21 protein-coding genes, 1 pseudogene and 1 riboswitch are annotated in these 21,438 nt (G+C 70.6%); of the genes and pseudogenes, 10 read left to right on the forward strand and 12 right to left on the reverse strand.

The features are described 5' to 3' along the window. The first annotated feature begins 119 nt into the window (after positions 1-119). The 3 genes from pyrH (at position 120) to OG788_RS31830 (ending at position 2,759) form a co-directional block, all read left to right on the forward strand. The gene (gene pyrH / locus OG788_RS31820) at positions 120-890 is read left to right on the forward strand and encodes a UMP kinase (RefSeq protein ID WP_266763197.1); all 771 of its coding nucleotides are present in this window, start codon (positions 120-122) and stop codon (positions 888-890) included. 172 nt (positions 891-1,062) lie between these two features. Continuing rightward, positions 1,063-1,620 carry a ribosome recycling factor gene (gene frr / locus OG788_RS31825; protein ID WP_037625129.1) on the forward strand — a complete coding sequence of 186 codons (558 nt, stop codon included), beginning with the start codon at positions 1,063-1,065 and terminating at the stop codon, positions 1,618-1,620. After that, positions 1,620-2,759 carry a phosphatidate cytidylyltransferase gene (locus tag OG788_RS31830; RefSeq protein ID WP_406374668.1) on the forward strand — a complete coding sequence of 380 codons (1,140 nt, stop codon included), beginning with the start codon at positions 1,620-1,622 and terminating at the stop codon, positions 2,757-2,759. The genes frr and OG788_RS31830 overlap by 1 nt, the downstream gene beginning before the upstream one ends. A 117-nt stretch (positions 2,760-2,876) precedes the next feature. Here the strand turns inward: OG788_RS31830 and OG788_RS31835 are convergent, their stop codons facing one another. Beyond that, entirely contained in the window at positions 2,877-3,155 is a 279-nt protein-coding gene (locus tag OG788_RS31835; RefSeq protein WP_406374669.1) for a hypothetical protein, read from the reverse strand. Then, positions 3,152-3,496 (reverse strand): DUF6233 domain-containing protein, encoded by a 345-nt coding sequence (locus OG788_RS31840; RefSeq protein WP_406374670.1) that lies wholly within the window; start codon positions 3,494-3,496, stop codon positions 3,152-3,154. The genes OG788_RS31835 and OG788_RS31840 overlap by 4 nt, the downstream gene beginning before the upstream one ends. Before the next feature lie 357 nt (positions 3,497-3,853). Here OG788_RS31840 and OG788_RS31845 point away from each other — a divergent pair, with 357 nt between their 5' ends. Continuing rightward, entirely contained in the window at positions 3,854-4,327 is a 474-nt protein-coding gene (locus OG788_RS31845; protein ID WP_266763202.1) for a carboxymuconolactone decarboxylase family protein, read from the forward strand. A 278-nt stretch (positions 4,328-4,605) separates the two neighbouring features. Here OG788_RS31845 and OG788_RS31850 read toward each other — a convergent pair whose 3' ends face one another. Then, positions 4,606-5,082 (reverse strand): hypothetical protein, encoded by a 477-nt coding sequence (locus OG788_RS31850; protein ID WP_406374671.1) that lies wholly within the window; start codon positions 5,080-5,082, stop codon positions 4,606-4,608. Between the two features lie 259 nt (positions 5,083-5,341). Between OG788_RS31850 and OG788_RS31855 the strand changes: the two are divergent. Next, a pseudogene (locus tag OG788_RS31855) lies at positions 5,342-5,686 on the forward strand (Lrp/AsnC family transcriptional regulator); the annotation flags it as partial. Between the two features lie 66 nt (positions 5,687-5,752). Here OG788_RS31855 and OG788_RS31860 read toward each other — a convergent pair. Next, the gene (locus OG788_RS31860) at positions 5,753-6,103 is read right to left on the reverse strand and encodes a VOC family protein (RefSeq protein ID WP_406374672.1); all 351 of its coding nucleotides are present in this window, start codon (positions 6,101-6,103) and stop codon (positions 5,753-5,755) included. Between the two features lie 301 nt (positions 6,104-6,404). Here OG788_RS31860 and rlmN point away from each other — a divergent pair, with 301 nt between their 5' ends. The 4 genes from rlmN to OG788_RS31880 all read left to right on the forward strand — a co-directional run bounded on the left by rlmN (position 6,405) and on the right by OG788_RS31880 (position 11,523). Then, entirely contained in the window at positions 6,405-7,511 is a 1,107-nt protein-coding gene (rlmN, locus tag OG788_RS31865) for a 23S rRNA (adenine(2503)-C(2))-methyltransferase RlmN (protein WP_351540456.1), read from the forward strand. Positions 7,512-7,551: 40 nt separating this feature from the next. Continuing rightward, a riboswitch (TPP riboswitch) is annotated at positions 7,552-7,657 on the forward strand. Between the two features lie 75 nt (positions 7,658-7,732). After that, positions 7,733-8,821, forward strand: coding sequence for a thiamine ABC transporter substrate binding subunit (locus OG788_RS31870; RefSeq protein ID WP_406374673.1), 1,089 nt, complete (start codon positions 7,733-7,735; stop codon positions 8,819-8,821). Continuing rightward, the gene (locus tag OG788_RS31875) at positions 8,797-10,500 is read left to right on the forward strand and encodes an ABC transporter permease (protein WP_406374674.1); all 1,704 of its coding nucleotides are present in this window, start codon (positions 8,797-8,799) and stop codon (positions 10,498-10,500) included. The genes OG788_RS31870 and OG788_RS31875 overlap by 25 nt, the downstream gene beginning before the upstream one ends. Beyond that, positions 10,501-11,523 (forward strand): ABC transporter ATP-binding protein, encoded by a 1,023-nt coding sequence (locus OG788_RS31880; RefSeq protein WP_406374675.1) that lies wholly within the window; start codon positions 10,501-10,503, stop codon positions 11,521-11,523. It begins immediately after the preceding gene. A 149-nt stretch (positions 11,524-11,672) separates the two neighbouring features. Here OG788_RS31880 and OG788_RS31885 read toward each other — a convergent pair whose 3' ends face one another. From OG788_RS31885 to OG788_RS31915, 7 genes are all read right to left on the reverse strand, one after another. Further along, on the reverse strand, positions 11,673-12,329 hold the full coding sequence (locus OG788_RS31885) for an LAETG motif-containing sortase-dependent surface protein (protein ID WP_351540448.1): 657 nt from the start codon (positions 12,327-12,329) through the stop codon (positions 11,673-11,675). A 189-nt stretch (positions 12,330-12,518) separates the two neighbouring features. Further along, a complete protein-coding gene (locus tag OG788_RS31890; RefSeq protein WP_406374676.1) occupies positions 12,519-13,634 on the reverse strand; it encodes an LOG family protein in 1,116 nt (371 codons plus the stop codon). Positions 13,635-13,879: 245 nt separating this feature from the next. Then, the gene (locus OG788_RS31895) at positions 13,880-14,287 is read right to left on the reverse strand and encodes a VOC family protein (protein ID WP_406374677.1); all 408 of its coding nucleotides are present in this window, start codon (positions 14,285-14,287) and stop codon (positions 13,880-13,882) included. A gap of 119 nt (positions 14,288-14,406) precedes the next feature. After that, positions 14,407-16,011: a hypothetical protein gene (locus OG788_RS31900; RefSeq protein ID WP_406374678.1), complete on the reverse strand. Its 1,605-nt coding sequence runs from the start codon at positions 16,009-16,011 to the stop codon at positions 14,407-14,409. Continuing rightward, positions 15,993-16,730 (reverse strand): ABC transporter ATP-binding protein, encoded by a 738-nt coding sequence (locus tag OG788_RS31905; RefSeq protein WP_406374679.1) that lies wholly within the window; start codon positions 16,728-16,730, stop codon positions 15,993-15,995. Before OG788_RS31905 ends, OG788_RS31900 begins: the two co-directional genes overlap by 19 nt. Positions 16,731-17,065: 335 nt before the next feature. Then, complete coding sequence (locus OG788_RS31910; protein WP_351540436.1) at positions 17,066-18,448, reverse strand: aspartate aminotransferase family protein; 1,383 nt, start codon at positions 18,446-18,448, stop codon at positions 17,066-17,068. Then, positions 18,433-18,948 carry an Lrp/AsnC family transcriptional regulator gene (locus tag OG788_RS31915; protein ID WP_351540434.1) on the reverse strand — a complete coding sequence of 172 codons (516 nt, stop codon included), beginning with the start codon at positions 18,946-18,948 and terminating at the stop codon, positions 18,433-18,435. Before OG788_RS31915 ends, OG788_RS31910 begins: the two co-directional genes overlap by 16 nt. A 188-nt stretch (positions 18,949-19,136) precedes the next feature. Here OG788_RS31915 and OG788_RS31920 point away from each other — a divergent pair, with 188 nt between their 5' ends. Beyond that, positions 19,137-20,576 (forward strand): gamma-aminobutyraldehyde dehydrogenase, encoded by a 1,440-nt coding sequence (locus tag OG788_RS31920; RefSeq protein ID WP_266763217.1) that lies wholly within the window; start codon positions 19,137-19,139, stop codon positions 20,574-20,576. Positions 20,577-20,690: 114 nt separating this feature from the next. On the opposite strand, the gene OG788_RS31925 is transcribed toward OG788_RS31920, so the two are convergent. Further along, positions 20,691-21,302, reverse strand: coding sequence for a hypothetical protein (locus tag OG788_RS31925; RefSeq protein ID WP_406374680.1), 612 nt, complete (start codon positions 21,300-21,302; stop codon positions 20,691-20,693). Between the last annotated feature and the right edge of the window lie 136 nt (positions 21,303-21,438).

The raw sequence follows: 21,438 nt of genomic DNA on the forward strand, positions 1-21,438 counted from the left end.
CCCACGCGCGGGTGCCGGACGACAGCAGATCTGACGAGGAGGCCATTGCCGAGCATGGGATGCGAACAACACCCCACCGGCAATGGCCTTCTTCGTATGTGCACCATGAGGAGATCTCCATGACCACCACCCAGGCCGGCAAGGGCGATAAGACCGACGACGGCAAAGGCGCGGGACGCTTTCTGCTGAAGCTTTCCGGCGAGGCGTTCGCCGGCGGCGGCGGACTGGGCGTCGATCCCGACGTGGTGCACAAGATCGCCCGCGAGATCGCGGCCGTCGTGCGCGGCGGTGCCCAGATCGCCGTCGTCATCGGCGGCGGCAACTTCTTCCGCGGGGCCGAACTCCAGCAGCGCGGCATGGACCGGGCGCGCTCCGACTACATGGGCATGCTCGGCACGGTCATGAACTGCCTCGCTCTCCAGGACTTCCTGGAGAAGGAGGGCATCGACAGCCGCGTCCAGACCGCCATCACCATGGGCCAGGTCGCGGAGCCGTACATCCCGCTGCGCGGCGTGCGGCACCTGGAGAAGGGCCGTGTGGTCATCTTCGGCGCCGGTATGGGCATGCCGTACTTCTCCACCGACACCACGGCCGCCCAGCGCGCCCTGGAGATCGACGCCGAGGCGCTCCTCATGGGCAAGAACGGCGTGGACGGTGTCTACGACTCCGACCCGAAGACCAACCCCGAGGCCGTCAAGTTCGACTCGCTCAGCTACGGCGAGGTCATCACCCGGGACCTAAAGGTCGCCGACATGACCGCCATCACGCTGTGCCGGGACAACAAGCTGCCGATCCTGGTCTTCGAGCTCCTGGCGGAGGGCAATATCGCGCGGGCGGTCAAGGGTGAGAAGATCGGCACACTCGTGGGCGACCAGAGCGGCCGCGCCTGACGGGGAACGCTCCGGACCGGGCACCAGTCCCGGTCCAGGACGGACCCTGACCGGGGGATGGACAATGTCCTGCCGGTCCGGAACCGTGCAGTAATAAGACGCGACGCAGCCGGCCGCCGACCCCGACGAGGAAACAGCTGCCGGGCCTACTCAAGACACGCAGGAGCAAGTGGTGATCGAAGAGACCCTCCTCGAGGCCGAGGAGAAGATGGAGAAGGCCGTCGTGGTCGCCAAGGAGGACTTCGCCGCGATCCGCACCGGCCGTGCGCACCCGGCGATGTTCAACAAGATCGTGGCCGACTACTACGGCGCGCTGACGCCGATCAACCAGCTGGCTTCGTTCTCCGTGCCGGAGCCGCGCATGGCCGTGGTGACCCCGTTCGACAAGAGCGCGCTGCGCAACATCGAGCAGGCGATCCGCGACTCCGACCTGGGCGTCAACCCCAGCAACGACGGCAACATCATCCGGGTGACCTTCCCTGAGCTGACGGAAGAGCGCCGCAAGGACTACATCAAGGTCGCGCGGACCAAGGGCGAGGACGCCAAGGTCTCGATCCGCGCCGTGCGCCGCAAGGCCAAGGACGCTCTCGACAAGCTCGTCAAGGACAAGGAGTCCGGCGAGGACGAGGTCCGTCGCGCGGAGAAGGAGCTCGACGACACCACGGCGAAGTACGTCGCCCAGGTGGACGAGCTCCTGAAGCACAAGGAAGCGGAGCTGCTCGAGGTCTGATGAACGACTCTTCCTGGGGGGCGCCGCCACAAGCCGGGTACTGGGGGCCGTCCGAGCAGGGACCTGTCCAGGGGGCAACCCCGGCGGTTCCCACGTACGATGCGCATGACGCGCAGCACACTCGGCCCATGCCCACCGTGCCCGACGTACCCGCAGACGGCGGAGACCAGGATGACGACAGGGGGGCCGCTCGGCTGAGCGGCCCTTCGGTCCGCGACGAGACACCGACGACGGCGCCCTACGGGGAGCCGTCACACAACCCGCAGAGTCCGCAGGAGCCCATGCCCAGCGCCGCCCCCCAGCCCGCCCCCGCACCTCAGAAGAAGAGTGCGGGACGCGACCTGGGCGCGGCCATAGGAGTGGGCGTCGGGCTCGGAGCGGTGATCGTCGCGTCGTTGTTCGTCGTCAAGGCCGTCTTCATCGGCGTGATAGCGGTCGCCGTGGTGGTGGGGCTCTGGGAGCTCACCTCACGGCTGGAGGAGCGCAAGGGCATCAAGGCGCCCCTCGTGCCGCTGGCGCTCGGCGGGGCCGCCATGGTCGTCGCCGGATACGTGCGCGGTGCCGAGGGCGCGTGGGTCGCCATGGCGCTCACCGCACTGGCCGTCCTGGTCTGGCGGATGACGGAACCGCCCGAGGGCTACCTCAGGGACGTCACGGCGGGGGTCTTCGCGGCCTTCTACGTGCCGTTCCTGGCGACCTTCGTGGCCATGATGCTCACGGCCGACGACGGCCCGCGCCGCGTGCTGACCTTCCTGCTTCTGACGGTGGTCAGCGACACGGGCGCGTACGCCGTCGGCTGGCGCTTCGGCAAGCACAAGCTGGCGCCGCGGATCAGCCCCGGAAAGACCCGTGAGGGTCTGTTCGGAGCGGTCACCTTCGCGATGGCGGCGGGCGCGCTGTGCATGCAGTACCTGATCGACGACGGCACCTGGTGGCAGGGTCTGATCCTCGGCCTCGCGGTCGCGGCCAGCGCCACGCTCGGTGACCTCGGCGAGTCCATGATCAAGCGGGACCTCGGCATCAAGGACATGGGCACCCTGCTGCCGGGCCACGGCGGCATCATGGACCGTCTGGACTCCTTGCTCCCGACGGCTCCGGTGGTCTGGCTGCTGCTCGTGCTCTTCGTCGGATCCGGCTGACCGGCGCTCTCCCGCACCAAGCCGCGTCGCATCCAGCCGCTCCGCACGCCGCTATTCGCTGCACAGCTATTCCGTGCACAGCTATTCCGTGCACAGCTACGACACCACCCCTTCGGGTCATCTGATCACCGCACCGTGATCCATGTGACCGGGAGGGGTGGTGTCGTATTCGTGCGGCCGGCCGTCCTGCCATTCCACCCAGCGCGGGTCGTCCAGGAGATCCCCCGCGTCCGGGAGGCCCGCGCGGCGCAGGAACTCGACCAGATCGGCGTCGCTGTGGGCGATGCCGGCGTTCCGGGCGCGGATCGTCACCCGGCGGCCGCCGGTTCCCCCCGCGCGCTGGACGACGATGGGTGCGCCGCACCCGTCCTCGGGCTGTGTGTGTTCGTCGTTCACAGGACACCCAGATCCGTGTCGGGGCGGCAGTACGGGCATGCCGTGACGCCGTCTTCGGTGAGCGCCCTGAGGGCCTGCTCGCGTGCCAGTGGTTTCGTGTTCTTTCCCGCCATGCCGCAGTCGCCCGTGTGGACGGCGTCGGGGGTGGCCTTGTCGCCGCCCGCACGCCGCAACGCGAGCTTCCATCCGCGGGGCGGTGGGGGCAAGGTGCGGGCAGCACGGGTGGCCATGACTTCTTGCCGCTCCAGTTCGGCGATGGTGTCGTCGGTGCGGCGCAGTTGCCAGAGCAGCCATGCGCGGACGCTGCGCAGGTGCTCCAGGCGGGACACTGATTCGTACACGTATTCGATTCTAGGGCTTGGTGTGACGTCGCGGCAGCATCCTGCCCATGTCACTGCCGCTGTCGGCGGCGCCAGAGGGGTGGCTGTTGGGGCCGGAGCCGGGGTTCAGGCCGGAGCGCGAACTGGAATCGGGGGCGAGATCGTGGCTCCGGCTCCGGCTCCGGCTGCTGCTGTGGCTCCGGCTGTGGCTGGGGCCCGAGCGTGAGCCTGTCGTCGGCGGCGGCGGACCTGGAACGCGTGGAGTGGAGCTTCCCGTCGCGGGAGGGGTGAGACGCAGGTCACATTCCGTCGTGTCACATCGTGGGGAGTCGTTCCGTCGAAGAGGTGTAACCACGAACGACGACACAGGAGCCCATCATGGAAGCTCGGTTGAACCTCTTCGCCAGCCCGGTCGCGGCCAAGTTCACCAGGCACATCGTCGCCGCGGGCAAGGCGCTCGACGACTCGGGTCTGCCGGCCGCGACGCAGGAACTGGTGAAGCTGCGCGCCAGCCAGATCAATGGCTGCGGGTTCTGCACCGACATGCACACCAAGGACGCCACCGCCGCGGGCGAGACCTCGGTGCGTCTCAACCTGGTCGCGGCCTGGCGCGAGGCCACGGTGTTCACCGACGCCGAGCGCGCCGCCCTGGAGCTGACGGAGCAGGGCACCCGCATCGCCGACGCGGCCGGCGGGGTCACGGACGAGTGCTGGGCGAACGCCGCCAAGTACTACGACGAGGAGCAGCTCGCCGCGCTGGTGTGCTGCATCGCCATCATCAACGCGTTCAACCGCGGGAACGTCATCGTCCAGCAGCCCGCCGGCGGCTACCAGCCCGGCCAGTTCGCGTAGCCCGCGACCGCTCGGGCCGTCCGGGTCTGCTCGGGACCGCCGGGGGACCTGTCCGAGCCGACGGCGGTGGCTGCGGTCGCGCGCTCCGGGCGCCTTTCGCGGGGGCTCGGGGCGGCGGCCGGCACCACTTGCCCCTGCGTCGGCGGCTGCACTGCTCGCCGGGTTGCTCGCCGTCCAGAGATCGTCAGGCGGATCGCCCCTCGCGTGGTCTCTGTCCAGCGGGGGGCGCCGTGCGCGGTGGTAGTGGGGGGCGGCGCCCATCGGCTCTGCCCTCCCGTTCAGGCTCTGCCGGCCTCGTGGAAGCTGTCTGCCCCGAACCCTTCCCAGTCGACGGTCATGGCGTCCTCCGTCAGCCCGTAGACCCGCCCCACCGTCCGGTCGGTGTTGCCGTCGGCGCACTTGAGTCTGACGACATACAGGCCGTCCTCTTTGGAAACCCTGCCCCGGCAGTAGTGCTTGCCGGCCACTTCGGCCCGCCAGCCATCGTCGATGCTGAGCCTGGCTCTGTCTCCGGTGTCGAACCCGGAGGTGAGAGAGATCCAGATACCGGGGAGTGTGGCATCGGCGTTGCCGCTGGTGTCCTCGGTGCCGGGCTGGTCGGCCGCGCCGAGGGAGCTTGCCGTCGCCGTCGCCGTCGCCGTCGGCGTAGGCCTCGAGGAGGACTTCGCTCCCTCGGACTCCGTACCGCCGCATCCGGACAAGACGACGCCTGCCGCCAGGACCACCCCGGCGGCCTTGTGTATCCGCTTGATCACGTCACCCCTTGGAAGAACCAGCGGTAGGACCCGCTCCAGGGCGAGTGCGCTGGTCAGGGCGCGCTGAGGCTATCAACACGCCACGCGCCGCATCGGCGTCGGAGGCCATGGGGAACACCGGGGAAGGCTTCCGGCCCATACGGCTCCGCTTCCCCCCGCTCGGGTCCGACCCGCGCAGGTGATCCTCCGGCCTGGGTCCGGCCGTCCGCGCGAAGCCGGAATGCTGTCACCGGTAGGGGCCGGGAAGCGGTGACTGCCCCGCGACCTCGAACGTGGGGGAGCCATCCGCGGCTACCGTGCCGTCGTCGATCCGGCCGCCGTCGGCCTGGACTTCGAAACCCTCGTCTTCGCCACCCTGCGCTGGGAGGACCCCGACACCGTCACCGCTTTCGAGGAAGCCGTGACGGCCATCCCGCACGTCATCCAGGCCCAGCGCCTCTTCGGTGAACCGGACTACCTCCTGCGCATCGCGACCGCCGACCTGGTCGCTTACCAGCAGCTCTACGACCAGCAGCTGGCCAGGCTGCCCGGCGTCCAGCGACTGACCTCCACCCTTGTCATGAAGAACGTCATCGACGACCGCCCTCTGCCTGAGCTGCAGTGATGAGCCGCCGCCGGGAGACGGGGCGCTCCGCTGGGATTCGGCACGCTGAGCCAAGTGCTGTGGGGGTCACAGGCTGTGGGCGATGGGGTGCAGTGGTTCGTACAGCGGGAGTTCGGCGCCGCTGGGGAGCCGGATCGCAGTCAGTCTGCCCCAGCGCTGTTCGCTGACCGGGCGGGTGATCTCGACGCCCTGTGCGCGGAACTCGCCGAGCTGGGCATCAAGGTCGTCGCACATCAGGAAGAACTCGTGCTGGGGCGGCCCGTCGGTCGGGTGCACGGCCACCTCGGCCGGGGGCAGCTTGAAGATGAGCCAGCCGCCGCCCGCGTCGACGCCGGGAAAGTCGAGGACGTCACGGAGGAAGGCGCGGTCCGCCTCGGCGTCCTGGCTGTAGAGGATGACATGTGCACCGCTGATCATGGCTGGCTCCTGCCCCGTCGACGTGCTCGCGGTCCTGTCCTCGGCATCCTGGCACGCCCAGGTCCAGGAAGACCTTCGGCTGCGTTCGACGACACGACGACTGAGGTGCATGGCAGCGGACATCGTCGTGGCGGGGCGGGGCCGGTAGATCGGCCGGGGCGGTCACCCGGGTTCGCAGTCGGCCGGCGCGGTGACCGGTGAGCGGCGGCGGGAACGGCCACGGACCCGCACGATCGGCGTGACCGCCCCCACCCCACTGTGGCCTGGGCCGGTGGTATTGATCTGCGACACTGGAAGGGTTATGCCGAAGCCCGGAGAACTCACCTTTGTCGCGCCGCGCGGAGCCAAGAAGCCGCCGCGGCACCTTGCCGATCTCACGCCTGCCGAGCGCAAAGAGGCGGTTGCCGCGATCGGTGAGAAGCCGTTTCGCGCCAAGCAGCTCTCGCAGCACTACTTCGCCCGGTACGCGCACGACCCCGCCGAGTGGACGGACATCCCGGCCGCCTCGCGCGGCAAGCTCCAGGAGGCGCTGCTTCCCGAGCTGATGACGGTCGTACGGCATCTGTCGACCGACCAGGACACCACGCGCAAGACCCTGTGGCGGCTCTTCGACGGCACGCTCGTCGAGTCCGTGCTGATGCGTTACCCGGACCGGGTGACCATGTGCATCAGCTCGCAGGCGGGCTGTGGAATGAACTGCCCGTTCTGCGCCACCGGGCAGGCCGGCCTCGACCGGAACCTGTCGACCGGCGAGATCGTGCACCAGATCGTCGACGGTATGCGGGCGCTGCGCGACGGCGAGATCCCCGGGGGTCCCGCGCGGCTGAGCAACATCGTCTTCATGGGCATGGGTGAGCCGCTCGCCAACTACAAGCGTGTGGTCGGGGCGATCCGGGCCCTCACCGACCCCGAGCCGGACGGGCTCGGGCTCTCGCAGCGCGGTATCACCGTGTCGACGGTCGGGCTGGTCCCCGCCATCAACCGGTTCTCCGACGAGGGCTTCAAGTGCCGGCTCGCGATCTCCCTGCATGCCCCGGACGACGAGCTGCGCGACACCCTCGTCCCCGTGAACACGCGGTGGAAGGTGCGCGAGGTGCTGGACGCCGGATGGGAGTACGCGGACAGGTCCGGGCGGCGCCTGTCCATCGAGTACGCGATGATCCGCGACATCAACGATCAGGCGTGGCGTGGTGACCGGCTCGGGCGGATGCTCAAGGGCAGGCCCGTGCATGTCAACCTCATCCCGCTGAACCCGACCCCGGGTTCGAAGTGGACCGCCTCGCGGCCCGAGGACGAGAAGGCGTTCGTCGAGGCGATCGCCGCCCATGGCGTGACGGTGACCGTCCGGGACACCCGTGGCCAGGAGATCGACGGAGCGTGTGGTCAGCTCGCCGCGACCGAGCGGTAGTCTGAGCCGCGTCAGTATCTCTTCGTATTCCGACATCTTCATATTCCGACAGGGGAGCGCCACAGCGCTGAGAGTGCGGGACAGCCCGCAGACCCTCTGAACCTTGCCCAGGTCATTCTGGGTAGGAAGTTCGGTCGTTACTCAAGCTGTTGCGCCCTGCCCGGGACCGTCAGAGGCCCTGGGCAGGGCCGCGTCTCTTCCTGGTCACCCAGGAGGAATCAGTGAGCATCACCAACAGGCGGTTCGCGGCCCTGGCCGTCGGGCTCGGCCTCGTCACGCTGCCGGCACTGTCCGCGTGCGACTCGTCCGACGCCGCAGGCTCGGGCGAACCGAAGACGATCACGCTCGTCAGCCACGACTCGTTCGTCGTGTCGAAGAGCGTGCTCAAGGACTTCGAGAAGCAGTCCGGGTACAAGGTCCGGGTCCTCAAGGACGGCGACGCCGGGCAGGCCGTCAACAAGGCCATCCTGACCAAGGACAACCCGCAGGGCGACGTCTTCTTCGGCGTCGACAACACCCTGCTCTCCCGCGCGCTCGACAACGGGCTGTTCCAGCCGTACGTGGCCAAGGGCGCGGATCTGGTCCTGCCCGAGTACCGGACCGACCAGGACAAGCACCGGGTCACGCCCATCGACTCGGGCGACATCTGCGTCAACTACGACAAGGCGTACTTCAGCGAGCACAAGCTGAAGCCGCCGCAGTCCTTCGACGACCTGGTCAAGCCCGCGTACAAGGACCTCCTCGTCACCGAGAACGCCTCCACGTCCTCGCCCGGCCTCGGCTTCCTGCTCGGGTCCGCCGCGCACTACGGCGACAAGGGCTGGGAGGGCTACTGGAAGAAGCTCAAGGCCAACGGCGTGAAGGTCGTGGACGGCTGGGAGCAGGCCTACAACGAGGAGTTCTCGGGGTCCGCCGGCGGCAAGAAGGCCAAGGGCGACCGGCCGCTCGTCGTCTCGTACGCCTCCTCGCCGCCCGCCGAGGTCATCTACGCCGACCCGAAGCCCACCACCGCTCCGACCGGTGTCGCGACCGGCACCTGCTTCCGGCAGGTCGAGTACGCGGGTCTGCTCAGCAACGCCGAGAACGCCAAGGGCGGCAAGGCGCTCCTCGACTTCATGCTCACCAAGGAGTTCCAGGACGACATGCCGCTCAACATGTTCGTCTACCCGGTGCGCGAGGCCGCGCAGGTGCCGCCGGAGTTCACGCAGTACGGTCCGCCGGCCAAGGACCCCGAGACCCTGGCCCCCGAGAAGATCGCCGCCGAACGCGACCAGTGGGTCAAGTCGTGGACCTCGCTCGTACTGAAGTAGCCGAGGGAGCGGGCCGAGCCGACGGGACCGGCGGAGCTCCGCGAAAGGCCCGTGGGCGGAACGCGGCGCGGCTCGGCCTGATGGCCCTGCCCGTCGCGTTCTTCGCCGTCTTCTTCGCCTACCCCGTCATCGCGATCGTCTCGCGCGGGCTCCACACGGACGGCGGCTGGCAGCTGGACCGGATCTGGGAGGTGCCGGCCCAGTCCGACATCCGGCACGTGCTGTGGTTCACCACCTGGCAGGCGCTCGCTTCGACGGTGCTCACGCTGCTGGTGGCGCTCCCCGGCGCGTATGTCTTCGCGCGCTTCGATTTCCGGGGCAAGCAGATCCTCCGGGCCGTGGTGACCGTGCCCTTCGTGCTGCCCACCGTGGTCGTCGGCACGGCGTTCCTCGCGCTGGTCGGCCGCGGCGGGCTGCTCGACGAGCTGTGGGGCGTGCGCCTCGACACCACGGTGTGGGCGATCCTGCTCGCGCACGTCTTCTTCAACTACGCGGTCGTCGTACGGACCGTCGGCGGACTCTGGTCGCAGCTCGACCCGCGCCAGGAGGAGGCCGCGCGCGTGCTCGGCGCCTCGCGCTTCGCGGCGTGGCGCAGGGTGGCGCTGCCGGCGCTCGGGCCGGCCGTCGCCGCGGCGGCCCTCATGGTCTTCCTCTTCACCTTCACCTCGTTCGGTGTGGTGCAGATCCTCGGCGGCCCCACCTTCTCGACCCTCGAGGTCGAGATCTACCGGCAGACCTCCGAGATCTTCGACCTCACGACGGCGGCGGTGCTGACGATCGTCCAGTTCGTGGCGGTGGGCGCGATCCTCGCCGTACACGCCGCGACCGTACGCCGACGGGAGACCGCCCTGCGTCTGGTGGCCCCGGAGACGACCGCGCGCCGGCCGCGCGGGGCCGGGCAGTGGGCGCTGCTCGCGGGGGTGCTGGCGAGCATCGGCGTCCTCCTCGTGCTGCCGCTCGCGGTCCTCGTCCAGCGCTCCCTCGACGCCCCGGGATTCGGTTACTACCGGGCGCTGGCCGACGACGACGGAGGCGTCTTCCTCGTCGCCCCGATCGAGGCGATCGGCAACTCGCTGGAGTACGCGCTCGCCGCCACCGCCATCGCCGTGCTGATCGGCGGTCTGGCGGCGGCGGCCCTCACCCGGCGCGCGGGCCGGCTGATGCGGGGCTTCGACGCCCTGCTGATGCTGCCGCTCGGTGTTTCCGCGGTGACCGTGGGCTTCGGGTTCCTGATCGCCCTGGACGAGCCGCCCCTCGACCTGCGCGCGAGCTGGATCCTGGTGCCGCTGGCGCAGGCGCTGGTGGGTGTCCCCTTCGTCGTACGGACGATGCTGCCCGTGCTGCGCGCGGTGGACGGGCGGCTGCGGGAGGCCGCGGCCGTGCTCGGGGCCTCGCCGTGGCGGGTGTGGCGCGAGGTCGATCTGCCGATGGTGCGGCGGGCGCTGTTGATCGCGGCCGGATTCGCCTTCGCCGTCTCCCTCGGGGAGTTCGGGGCGACGGTCTTCATCGCACGGCCCGACAACCCCACGCTGCCGGTCGCCGTGGCCCGGCTGCTCGGACGGGCGGGCGATCTCAACTACGGCCAGGCGATGGCCCTTTCGACGATTCTGATGGTGGTGTGCGCGGTGGCGCTGCTGTTGTTGGAGCGGATGCGGACCGACCGGACCGGGGAGTTCTAGATGCTGCTGAGCCTGCAGGGCGCGACCGTACGCTTCGGTGGCCGGGCCGTGCTCGACGCCGTCGACCTCGATGTCGCCGAGCACGAGATCGTGTGCGTGCTCGGGCCGAGCGGCAGCGGCAAGTCCACGCTGCTGCGGACGGTGGCCGGACTGCAGGCCCTGGACGCGGGCCACGTGCTGCTGGACGGACAGGACCAGGCGGGCGTTCCCGCGCACAAGCGGGGCGTCGGCCTGATGTTCCAGGACCATCAGCTCTTCCCGCAGCGGGACGTGGGCGGCAACGTGGCCTTCGGGCTGCGGATGCGCGGCACGTCGAGAAGCGGACAGACGGCCCGGGTGGGGGAGTTGCTGGACCTGGTCGGACTGCCCGGAGCCCGCGACCGCGCCGTCGCCTCCCTCTCCGGGGGCGAGCAGCAGCGCGTCGCGCTGGCCCGCGCCCTGGCGCCCCGCCCCCGCCTGCTGATGCTCGACGAACCGCTCGGGCAGTTGGACCGCTCGCTGCGCGAACGGCTTGTCGTCGAACTCCGCGGCCTCTTCGGCGAGTTGGGGACCACGGTGCTCGCCGTCACCCACGACCAGGGCGAGGCCTTCGCGCTCGCCGACCGGGTCGTGGTGATGCGCGACGGGCGGATCGCCCAGTCCGGTACGCCACTTGAGGTCTGGCAGCGTCCCGCGGACGCGTTCGTGGCCCGCTTCCTCGGCTTCGACAACGTGGTCGAGGCGACGGTGAGCGCGGCGGCCGCCGACACCCCGTGGGGCAAGGTCCCGGTGCCCGAGGGTGCCCCCCAGGGACCGGGCACGCTCCTCGTACGGCCCGCCGGTGTACGGCTCGTGGCCCCGGCGGACGGGCTGCGCTGCACGGTCGCCGCACGCACCTTCCGGGGCACCCACGTCGCCGTACAGCTCCAGCCGCGGGACGCGCCCCGGCTGGAGGCGGCATGCGCGCTGCGGGACGCTCCGGAGCCCGGGGACGTGGTCGGGGTGGAGTTCGACGCCGCCGAGATCGTCGTGCTCGGGCCGTAGTACGCCGGGATCGTCGTGCCCGGGAGAGAGGCGCGGGGCAGAGGGCGGTCGGCCGTCCGGCCGGAGGCGCTGTCCGGCCGCTGTGCCCGGACAGCCGTGTGGCCCGCCCCCGTTGAGGAGGCGGGCCACACGGTCGTACGGGATACGGGTCAGCCGGCCTTCGAGGCGCCGCGGCGGCGCATGCCGAAGAAGACCGCTCCGCCACCGACGACGACGAGCGCACCGGCGATACCGGCGATCATCGGGGTGTTGGAGTCCGCGCCGGTCTCGGCGAGGTTGGACTCACCGGCCGCCGCGGACGGCTGGTTGTCACCCGGCGTCGCCGGGGCAGCGCTGCTCTCCGAGTCCGACGGGGTCGCCGAGTCGGACGGCGTCTCCGAGCCGGAGGGGGTCTCCGACGGCTCCGGGCTGTCCGAAGGCGACGGGGACTCCGACTTCGTGGTGCAGGCCTCGGACGGCGCCGTCGTGATAGGCGAGACGTCCGCGTCGACGAGCTTGGGAACCGTGATGTGGACCCGGTACTTGGCTCCGGGAGCCCAGTCCTCCGAGAACGTGACGGTGGCACCCTCGCGGCTGCCGGTGACCGTCTTGGAGCCGACCTGCCGCTCGTCGGCGCCGTTCGACTCGAGGTAGACCGTGACGGTGGCTTCCTTGGCGGAGGCGTCCGTGTCGGTCACGGTGATGATGCCCTTCCCGTCGTCGCAGGAAGCGGCGGCCGAGAAGTCACGGATGTTGCAAGCGAGCGCGTTGCCGGCGATGCCGAGCGTGAGCGCGGCGGAGGCGGAAGCAACGCCGAGGATTCGCACGGTACGTGCGGTGCGTCGAGATATGGACACGATTGCCCTTCACAGGTTGCGCAACTGCGGGGGGTGTCGGGGGATTTGCTGCGATTCATTCCGTGGCAACAGCACCCCCAGGAGTTTCACAGGTTTATAAGCGCCACCTAAGTGCTGTCAATGCATATGCCCTGCCTCGCCGTTGGCTTTGCCGAGTCATTAACCGCCGAGGTGTTTGAGTGCTTCCGGAGCGTCATCAACACGGTCGACGAGCGCGATCCGCGACTCCATCGCACGCTCCCGCGCCAACGCCCTGAGCAGCGGCCAGGCCGGATACCTCTCGGTCCAGTGCGCACGGTCCACCAGGACCATGGGGGTGGGCTCGCCCCTCGACCCGTAGTAGTTCGGGGTCGCGTTGTCGAAGATCTCCTGTACGGTCCCGGCGGCGCCCGGCAAGAAGACGACCCCCGCGTTCGAGCGAGCCAGCAGCCCGTCCTCGCGGGTCGCGTTGGCGAAGTACTTCGCCATGTGCGCGGCGAAGGCGTTCGGCGGCTCGTGCCCGTAGAACCAGGTGGGGATGCCGACCGAGGGGCCACCCGACGGCCAGCGCTCCCGCACCTCGAACGCGGCGCGCGCCCAGTCGGTGATGGACGGGGTGAACGAGGGGACGGCCGCCAGGACGTGCAGCGCCTCGTCGAGCATGCCGTCGTCGAAGGGAGCCGCGTACGCGCCGAGGTTCGCCGCCTCCATGGCGCCCGGACCGCCGCCGGTGGCGACCGTCAGGCCGGAGCGCGCGAGCTCCCGGCCGAGCCGCGCGGCCCCCGCGTACGCCTCCGTGCCCCGTGCCATCGCATGGCCGCCCATCACGCCGACCACCCGTGCGCCGACGAGGAGTTCGTCGAGGGCGTCCGACACGGAGTCGTCGTGCACCGCGCGCACCATCGAGGCGAAGATGTCGCCGTCGGCCTTGGTCTGCTGGAACCAGGCGTACGCACGGGCGTCGGGTGTCGCCTCGTACCCCGCGTCGAGCGAGGCGAAGAGCTCGTCGGGGGAGTAGAGACAGCCCCGGTAGGGATCGAGGGGCAGCCCCGGTACGGGCGGGAAGACGAGGGCGCCCGAGGCCCGGACACCGGCGGCGGCCTCGGCCTCCATCGGGCAGCCCAGGAACACGGCACCCGTGGTGTCCACGGAGAGCAGTTCCTTCGTACGGCGCGTCAGGTCGACCGCCTGGACACGGAACCCGGCGAGCGTGGCGCCGGCCGAGACGACCTCGTCGAACTCGGTGAGGGATTCGATCTCACGGTCATGGGATGCGTGGAGGGGAGTCGGCTGCACGCGGCCATGCTAGGGGTGCCGTTCGGAGGACACCCGGGGTTCGCGGTACCCGGCACGACACTTCGCGGTGACGTCGCATCACCCGAACGCACCCGCAACGCGGGTGACACCGTGCCGGGCGACGCCACGGGACGCCGGGACCGTGCGGGGGCCGGGCCGGGTTCCCGGAGACCGACGTCACGAGGCCGGCGCGCGGACCCCCGTACCGCGCACCGGCCCCGGGAGCTGAACCGGGACGGCCGGACTCAGCCCTGGACCGCCGTCGGGTCCATCCACATGACCTCCCAGGTGTGGCCGTCCGGGTCGTCGAAGGCGCGGCCGTACATGAAGCCCTGGTCCTGCGTGTCGCCGGTCGCCGAGCCGCCCGCGGCGATCGCGCCGTCGACCAGCTCGTCGACCTTCTCGCGGCTCTCGGCGCTCAGGCACAGCAGCACTTCGCTGGTCTTGGTCGCGTCCGCGATCTGCTTCTTGGTGAAGTCCGCGTAGCGCTGCTTGCTGAGCATCATCGCGATGATCGTGTCGCTGATCACCACACAGGCGCAGTCGTCGGTGGAGAACTGCGGGTTGATCGTGTAGCCGAGCTCCGTGAAGAACTTCTTCGAGGTGTCCACGTCGGACACCGGCAGGTTCACGAAGATCATCTGCTGGTACATGTGAGGGTCTCCCGTCAGTGTTGTGCCGTTCGCAGGGATAGACCGGGGGTCCGTCCGGAACTCATCGCCCGGCACGGACCCAATTCCGCCGCGATCGCGTGGACCGGTCCGTGGACGGATCAGCGGGTCAAGGGGAGCGCGGCCAGCTCGGCGACCGTCCAGGTCAGCGGGGCGAACACGGCGAACAGCGCGCCGACGCGCAGGGCCGCGGCGCCGCGCAGCGTCGCGGTGGGCGCGCCCAGCCGCAGCAGGGCCGCCGTGGTGTCCGCCCGCTCCTGCTTCGCCTCGACGGCGGCGGTCGCCAGCGTCAGCAGCGTGCACCCGGCGACCAGCAGGGCCCCGAGGGTGGTCAGCGGCCCGAACGCGGGCCGGGAACCGGTGTACAGCGTCGTCATGGCGAACCCGCCCGACGCCACCGCGCACACCACGCCCAGCGGCTGCCCGATGCGCCGCGCCTCCGCCTGGAGCACCCGCCCGGCCAGCAGGCGCAGCGCGCCGGGGCGTACGGCCTGGAGCAGCCGCCCGCACAGATAGGTGATCGCGGGCCCCGCGAGGGCCAGACCGACCGCCGTCAGCACCCAGCCGAGCACCACCCCGGCCGGACCGCCGACGAAACCGCCGGGCAGCGCGAGCGCCGGCGCGGGTCCCGACCGGCTCGCGTACGTCTCCACGGCCAGTCCGGCCGCCAGCGTGGCCGCGCCCCAGGGGAGCCCGTTCGGCGAGGTCTCCGGCGGCGGCAGCCGACGGGCGTCGGTCTCGGCGGCCGGCCGCCGGTCCTGGTGTGCCTGCGCGTGGTCGGCACCCTCGTACGAGGCCGGTGTCCCGGAGGGCCCTTGGGTGACGGCGGCCGAACGGTCCTGCGCACCCACCCTCTGCGTGGTGTTCCCCTGCGCCGTGTTCCCGTCGGTCCCGCGAGGGGTGTCCTCGCCGGCGAGCGCCTCGGCCGTCCAGTGGAAGTCGGGGCCGTCGGCGTCCGCGGCGGCGTCCGGGGTACGGGGGCGGGGCTCCGGCGGGGCCGTGGCCCCGGTGTCCGCCTCCGCGTCCTCGAATCCGTCGGCCGTGCCGGTTCCGGCGGAGGCCGCGGGTGCGCCGCGCCGGCCGCCCGTGTGCTGTCCACCCCGCGCGGGACCGCGCGGGGGAGCGGTCGCGACCGCGTTCTGCCGTGCCGACATCCAGGTGCGGCCGTACGCCCAGGCGGTGCGCCGCGGTCCGCTGTGCCGGGGGCGCAGGACCAGGGCGGCCGCGCCCGAGGCCGCGATCGGCACCAGGGCGAGCAGCGTCAGGGCCGCCGGCAGGGGCAGGGACTGGCCGGCGGCGAGGAACTCCGCCGCCGCGCCGTCGAACGGGATGCCGGTCAGGTCGCCGCGCAGGTGGAGGAAGAGGAGCAGGGCGAGCAGCGAGCCGAGGAGGGTGGACAGGGCCGTGGTGGCGGCGGAGATCGCCATCAGCCGGCCCGGGCCGAGGCCGATGGCGGAGAGGCCGGCCCGGGGGCGCGTGCCGGGGTCGGTGCGGGCCACCGCGACGGCGAAATAGACCGTGGCGGCGACGGGGGCGACGCACCAGGCCAGGCGCAGCGCGCCGGCGGCCGAGGCGTCCGGATGGCTCATCGCGTATCCCAGCGTGCACAGCAGCAGGAACCCGGTGCCCGCGGAGGCGGTGGCGACCAGGAGCCGGCCGAGCTGGACGAGGGGGTTGCCCCTGCGGGCTAGACGGAGAGCGAGCACGCGGCCCGGCCTTCCGCCTCGGCGACCGGGGGCAGGTGGACGGTGTTCACACGCCGTCCGTCGAGCAGCGACACCGTACGGTCGGCGAGCGCCGCCGTGTCCGCGTCGTGGGTGGCGAGGACGACGGTGATGCCGTGCGAGCGCGCCGCCGTGGTGAGCGTACGCAGCACATGGGCGCGGTCGGCGCGGTGCAGCGGGGCCGTCGGCTCGTCGGCGAACAGCACGGTGGGGGTGGGGGCGAGGGCGCGGGCGATGGCGACGCGCTGCCGCTCGGCCATGAGCAGGGCGTGCGGGCGTTTGCGGGCGCAGCCGCCGATGTCGAGGCGCTCCAGCCACTCCAGGGCGGCGGTCTTGGCGGCCCGGCGGGCCCAGCCGCGCAGCATCAGCGGGAGGGCGGCGTTCTCCCAGGCGTTCAGCTCTGGGACCAGGGACGGGACCGGATCGATCCAGCCGAACCGGTCGCGGCGCAGCCGCTCCCGGGTGAGCGGGCCCATGGTGTGGACGGGCGAGCTGTTGAACCAGACCTCGCCCTGCTGCGGCAGCAGCTGGCCGGACAGGCACTGCAGGAGGGTCGTCTTGCCGCTGCCGCGCGGGCCGCCGACGGCGAGGATCTCGCCCTCACGGACGCCGAGCGAGACACCGCTGAGCGCGGGCGAGCCGTTGTGCTTGACGTGCAGGGCGCGTGCCCAGAGCACGTCGTTGTCAGGCGGGGCCACCATCGCGTACACCTCGTTCAGATCTGATGTGCCGTGCCCGGCGACCTCTTCGAGGTCGCTCGGTCCCCCGGACGGGGGAACGAAGGCAGGGCCGATCGGTCACTGCGCACGCTAGGGAGTCGGGGCCGGGAGGCCGGACAGCACGCGGCCCCGGGCCGCCCATTCTCACTCGAACGGGCGCCACCGGGGCCGGTGTTGATCAGTCCGGCGAAGGCCGGAGCCCGCCGACGGCAGATCGGCGGAGCCGGGCCCGCGACCGATGATCCGAGGTGCGGGATCCGAGGTGCGGGATCCGAGGTGCGGGATCAGCAGCGCGGGATCGGATCAGGGGCGCGGGATCAGAGCTTGGTCCACGCCTCCGTCAGGACCTGACGGACGATCCCCTCGATCTCGTCGAAGGTCGACTGGTCGGAGATCAGCGGCGGCGACAGCTGGATGACCGGGTCACCGCGGTCGTCGGCGCGGCAGTAGAGGCCGTACTCGAAGAGCTTCTTGGAGACGAAGCCGTAGAGCACGCGCTCCGACTCCTCGTCCGTGAAGGTCTCCTTGGTGGCCTTGTCCTTCACCAGCTCGATGCCGTAGAAGAAGCCGTTGCCGCGGACGTCGCCGACGATCGGCAGGTCGTGCAGCTTCTGCAGGGTCTGCAGGAAGTTGGCCTCGTTGTCCAGCACGTGCTGGTTCAGGCCCTCACGCTCGAAGATGTCGAGGTTGGTGAGCGCCACGGCCGCGGAGACCGGGTGGCCGCCGAACGTGTAGCCGTGCAGGAAGGTGTTGTCGCCCTTGTAGAACGGCTCGGCGACGCGGTCGGAGACGATGCACGCGCCGATCGGGGAGTAGCCCGAGGTCATGCCCTTGGCGCAGGTGATCATGTCCGGTACGTAGCCGAACTTGTCGCAGCCGAACATCGTGCCGAGGCGGCCGAAGGCGCAGATGACCTCGTCCGAGACCAGCAGCACGTCGTACTGGTCGCAGATCTCGCGCACGCGCTGGAAGTAGCCGGGCGGCGGCGGGAAGCAGCCGCCGGCGTTCTGCACCGGCTCCAGGAAGACCGCGGCGACGGTCTCCGGGCCCTCGAAGAGGATCTCCTGCTCGATCTGGTCGGCGGCCCAGCGGCCGTAGGCCTCGGGGTCGTCGCCGAAGAGCGGGGCGCGGTAGATGTTGGTGTTGGGGACCTTGTGGGCACCCGGGACCAGCGGCTCGAAGGGAGCCTTCAGGGCCGGCAGGCCGGTGATGGACAGGGCGCCCTGCGGGGTGCCGTGGTAGGCGACCGCACGCGAGATGACCTTGTACTTGGTCGGCTTGCCCTGCAGCTTGAAGTACTGCTTGGCCAGCTTCCACGCGGTCTCGACGGCCTCGCCGCCACCGGTGGTGAAGAACACCTTGTTCAGGTCGCCCGGCGCGTGGTGCGCGAGGCGCTCGGCCAGCTCGATGGCCTTGGGGTGGGCGTAGGACCACACCGGGAAGAAGGCCAGCTCCTGGGCCTGCTTGAAGGCCGTCTCGGCCAGCTCGGTGCGGCCGTGGCCGGCCTGGACCACGAACAGGCCCGCGAGACCGTCGAGGTAGCGCTTGCCCTTGTCGTCGTAGATGTAGGTGCCCTCACCACGGACGATGGTGGGAACGGGCGCGTTCTCGTACGAGGACATGCGGGTGAAGTGCATCCACAGGTGGTCGTACGCGGTCTTGCTGAGGTCCTTGGTGCTCACGGCTATCGGGTTCCCCACATGTAGGTCTGCTTCTTGAGCTTCAGGTAGACGAAGCTCTCGGTGGAGCGCACCCCGGGCAGGGCCCGGATGCGTTTGTTGATGACGTCCAGCAGGTGGTCGTCGTCCTCGCAGACGATCTCGGCGAGGATGTCGAACGAGCCCGCGGTCATCACCACGTACTCGACTTCCGACATGGCAGTCAGTGCTTCGGCCACCGGGTCGAGGTCGCCCTCCACGTTGACGCCGACCATCGCCTGCCGGCGGAATCCCACGGTGAGCGGGTCCGTGACGGCGACGATCTGCATGACACCCTGGTCGAGCAGCTTCTGGACGCGCTGGCGCACCGCCGCCTCGGAGAGGCCCACGGCCTTGCCGATCGCGGCGTACGGGCGGCGTCCGTCCTGCTGAAGCTGCTCGATGATGGCGAGGGAGACGGCATCCAACTGGGGACTGCCGTTCCTGGACTCGCGGGAGTCCCTTGGTTCCGCGCTTCGACTGGCCACGAGCTCACTGTGCACGACGTCTCGATAGTTCCGCAAGCATGCGGCGATGAAATTCGTTGTTTACGGGTACGTGTCTTGCGGATTTCGCAGTTCTGAGCGGCGCGGGGGTGTTGAAAACGTCGAGCCACGGATTAGGGTGGGGTCTCAGGCATCTCAGGTACTGGACACCTGGGTCGTTGGACATCCGACAGGAGGGCCGGGCAGTGAGCACCGAGCTGCGTCGTCTGCGCAATTACATCGACGGAGAGTTCCGCGATGCCGCCGATGGACGGACCACGGAGGTGGTCAACCCCGCGAACGGCGAGGCGTACGCGACCGCGCCGCTCTCCGGCCAGGCGGACGTCGACGCCGCGATGGCGGCCGCCGCCGCGGCCTTCCCGGCCTGGCGCGACCAGACGCCCTCCGAGCGCCAGAAGGCCCTCCTGAAGATCGCGGACGCGTTCGAGGAGCGGGCCGAGGAGCTCATCGCGGCCGAGGTGGAGAACACCGGCAAGCCGATCGGACTGACCCGGTCCGAGGAGATCCCGCCGATGGTCGACCAGATCCGCTTCTTCGCGGGTGCCGCCCGCATGCTCGAGGGCCGCTCGGCCGGCGAGTACATGGAGGGCATGACCTCGATCATCCGCCGCGAACCGATCGGCGTCTGCGCCCAGGTCGCGCCGTGGAACTACCCGATGATGATGGCGGTGTGGAAGTTCGCCCCGGCCCTCGCCGCGGGCAACACGGTCGTCCTGAAGCCGTCGGACACCACCCCGGCCTCCACGGTCCTGATCGCCGACATCATCGGCGGCATCCTGCCCAAGGGCGTCTTCAACGTCCTCTGCGGCGACCGCGACACCGGCCGCGCGATGGTCGAGCACCCGACCCCGGCGATGGCGTCCATCACCGGCTCGGTCCGCGCGGGCATCTCGGTCGCCGAGTCCGCGTCCAAGGACGTCAAGCGCGTCCACCTGGAGCTCGGCGGCAAGGCCCCGGTCGTCGTCTTCGAGGACACCGACATCGCCAAGGCGGTCGAGGACATCTCGGTCGCGGGCTTCTTCAACGCCGGCCAGGACTGTACGGCCGCCACCCGCGTCCTCGTCCAGGAGTCCATCCACGACGAGTTCGTCACCGCGCTCGCCAAGGCCGCCGCGGAGACGAAGACCGGGCAGCCGGACGACGAGGACGTGCTCTACGGCCCGCTGAACAATCCGAACCAGCTCAAGCAGGTCGCCGGGTTCATCGAGCGCCTGCCCGCCCACGCCAAGGTCGAGGCGGGCGGCAAGCAGGTCGGCGACAAGGGCTACTTCTACGCCGCGACCGTCGTTTCCGGCCTCAAGCAGGACGACGAGATCATCCAGAACGAGGTCTTCGGCCCGGTCATCACCGTCCAGTCCTTCTCGGACGAGGCCCAGGCCATCGAGTGGGCCAACGGCGTCGACTTCGCCCTCGCCTCCTCGGTGTGGACCAAGGACCACGGCCGCGCGATGCGTCTGTCCAAGTCCCTCGACTTCGGCTGCGTGTGGATCAACACCCACATCCCGCTGGTCGCCGAGATGCCGCACGGCGGCTTCAAGAAGTCCGGCTACGGCAAGGACCTCTCCGCGTACGGCTTCGACGACTACACGCGCATCAAGCACGTGATGACGTCGCTCGACGGCTGACCGCGAACCGACCGCCGGGCTACGGCGGGTCGACCGCGCGTCGAGCGTGAACCACGTGGCCCCGGACGGGAGTCGATCCCGTCCGGGGCCACGCTGTTCCCCCTCCGCGCAGGCTCAGGCGCTCTCGATCGAGCTGGAGAACGAGGGCAGGTCGGGTGCGCCCGGCTCGCCCTTCTCCGTGTGGAGGCGGGGCGGCAGCTTGACCGAGCCGCCGCCGGAGCCGGTGCCGTGTTCGCCGCCGGGCTTGCCCGGGACGGGCAGCGGAGGCAGGCCGGTCCCCGACGAGAAGGTGATGCCGGCCTTCTTCAGGATCGGCGCGCACGCCTTCACGGCGGCCCGGTAGCTCTTCGACGTCGGGTCGAACCCCTTGCTCGCCCTCATCCTCACCTCGAACCGGATGTGGCCCTGCCGGTCCTTCGAGGCGTGGAAGTCCGGGAAGACCTTCTGGCCATGGCCGCGCATGCAGGCCGCGAACGCGTCGTCGGCGGTGTTCACATCGCCGGGCGCGTGCGCGGTCGGCCGGTAGGCGATGGCCGGCGGGGCTCCCTTGGGCGGCTCGGTGGTCCTGGCGTGCGACGGGTACTGGGCCGTCACGGCCGTCGCGGTCGGCACCGTGGACTCGCCGGAGGCCGAGGCCGCCGACGCGCTGACGGTCCCGAGCGTGGCGGCCGAGATCAGGGCGCAGACCAGGGCGAGTCGTTGTGGCCGGGTGGCCAGTGCGCGCATGGGGTTCCTCCATGGAGTGGGCGGCGTCGCCGCCGAGCGGATGCGGTGGCGCACCGATGCGCCGTGCCGTCACGCGTCGCGCCGTGACGGGCTGTCGTGCGGTGCGCCGTGTCGTGCTGGGCTCCAGACAAGCCCG

The organism is Streptomyces sp. NBC_00647, assembly GCF_045207245.1.
Lineage (GTDB): Bacteria > Actinomycetota > Actinomycetes > Streptomycetales > Streptomycetaceae > Streptomyces.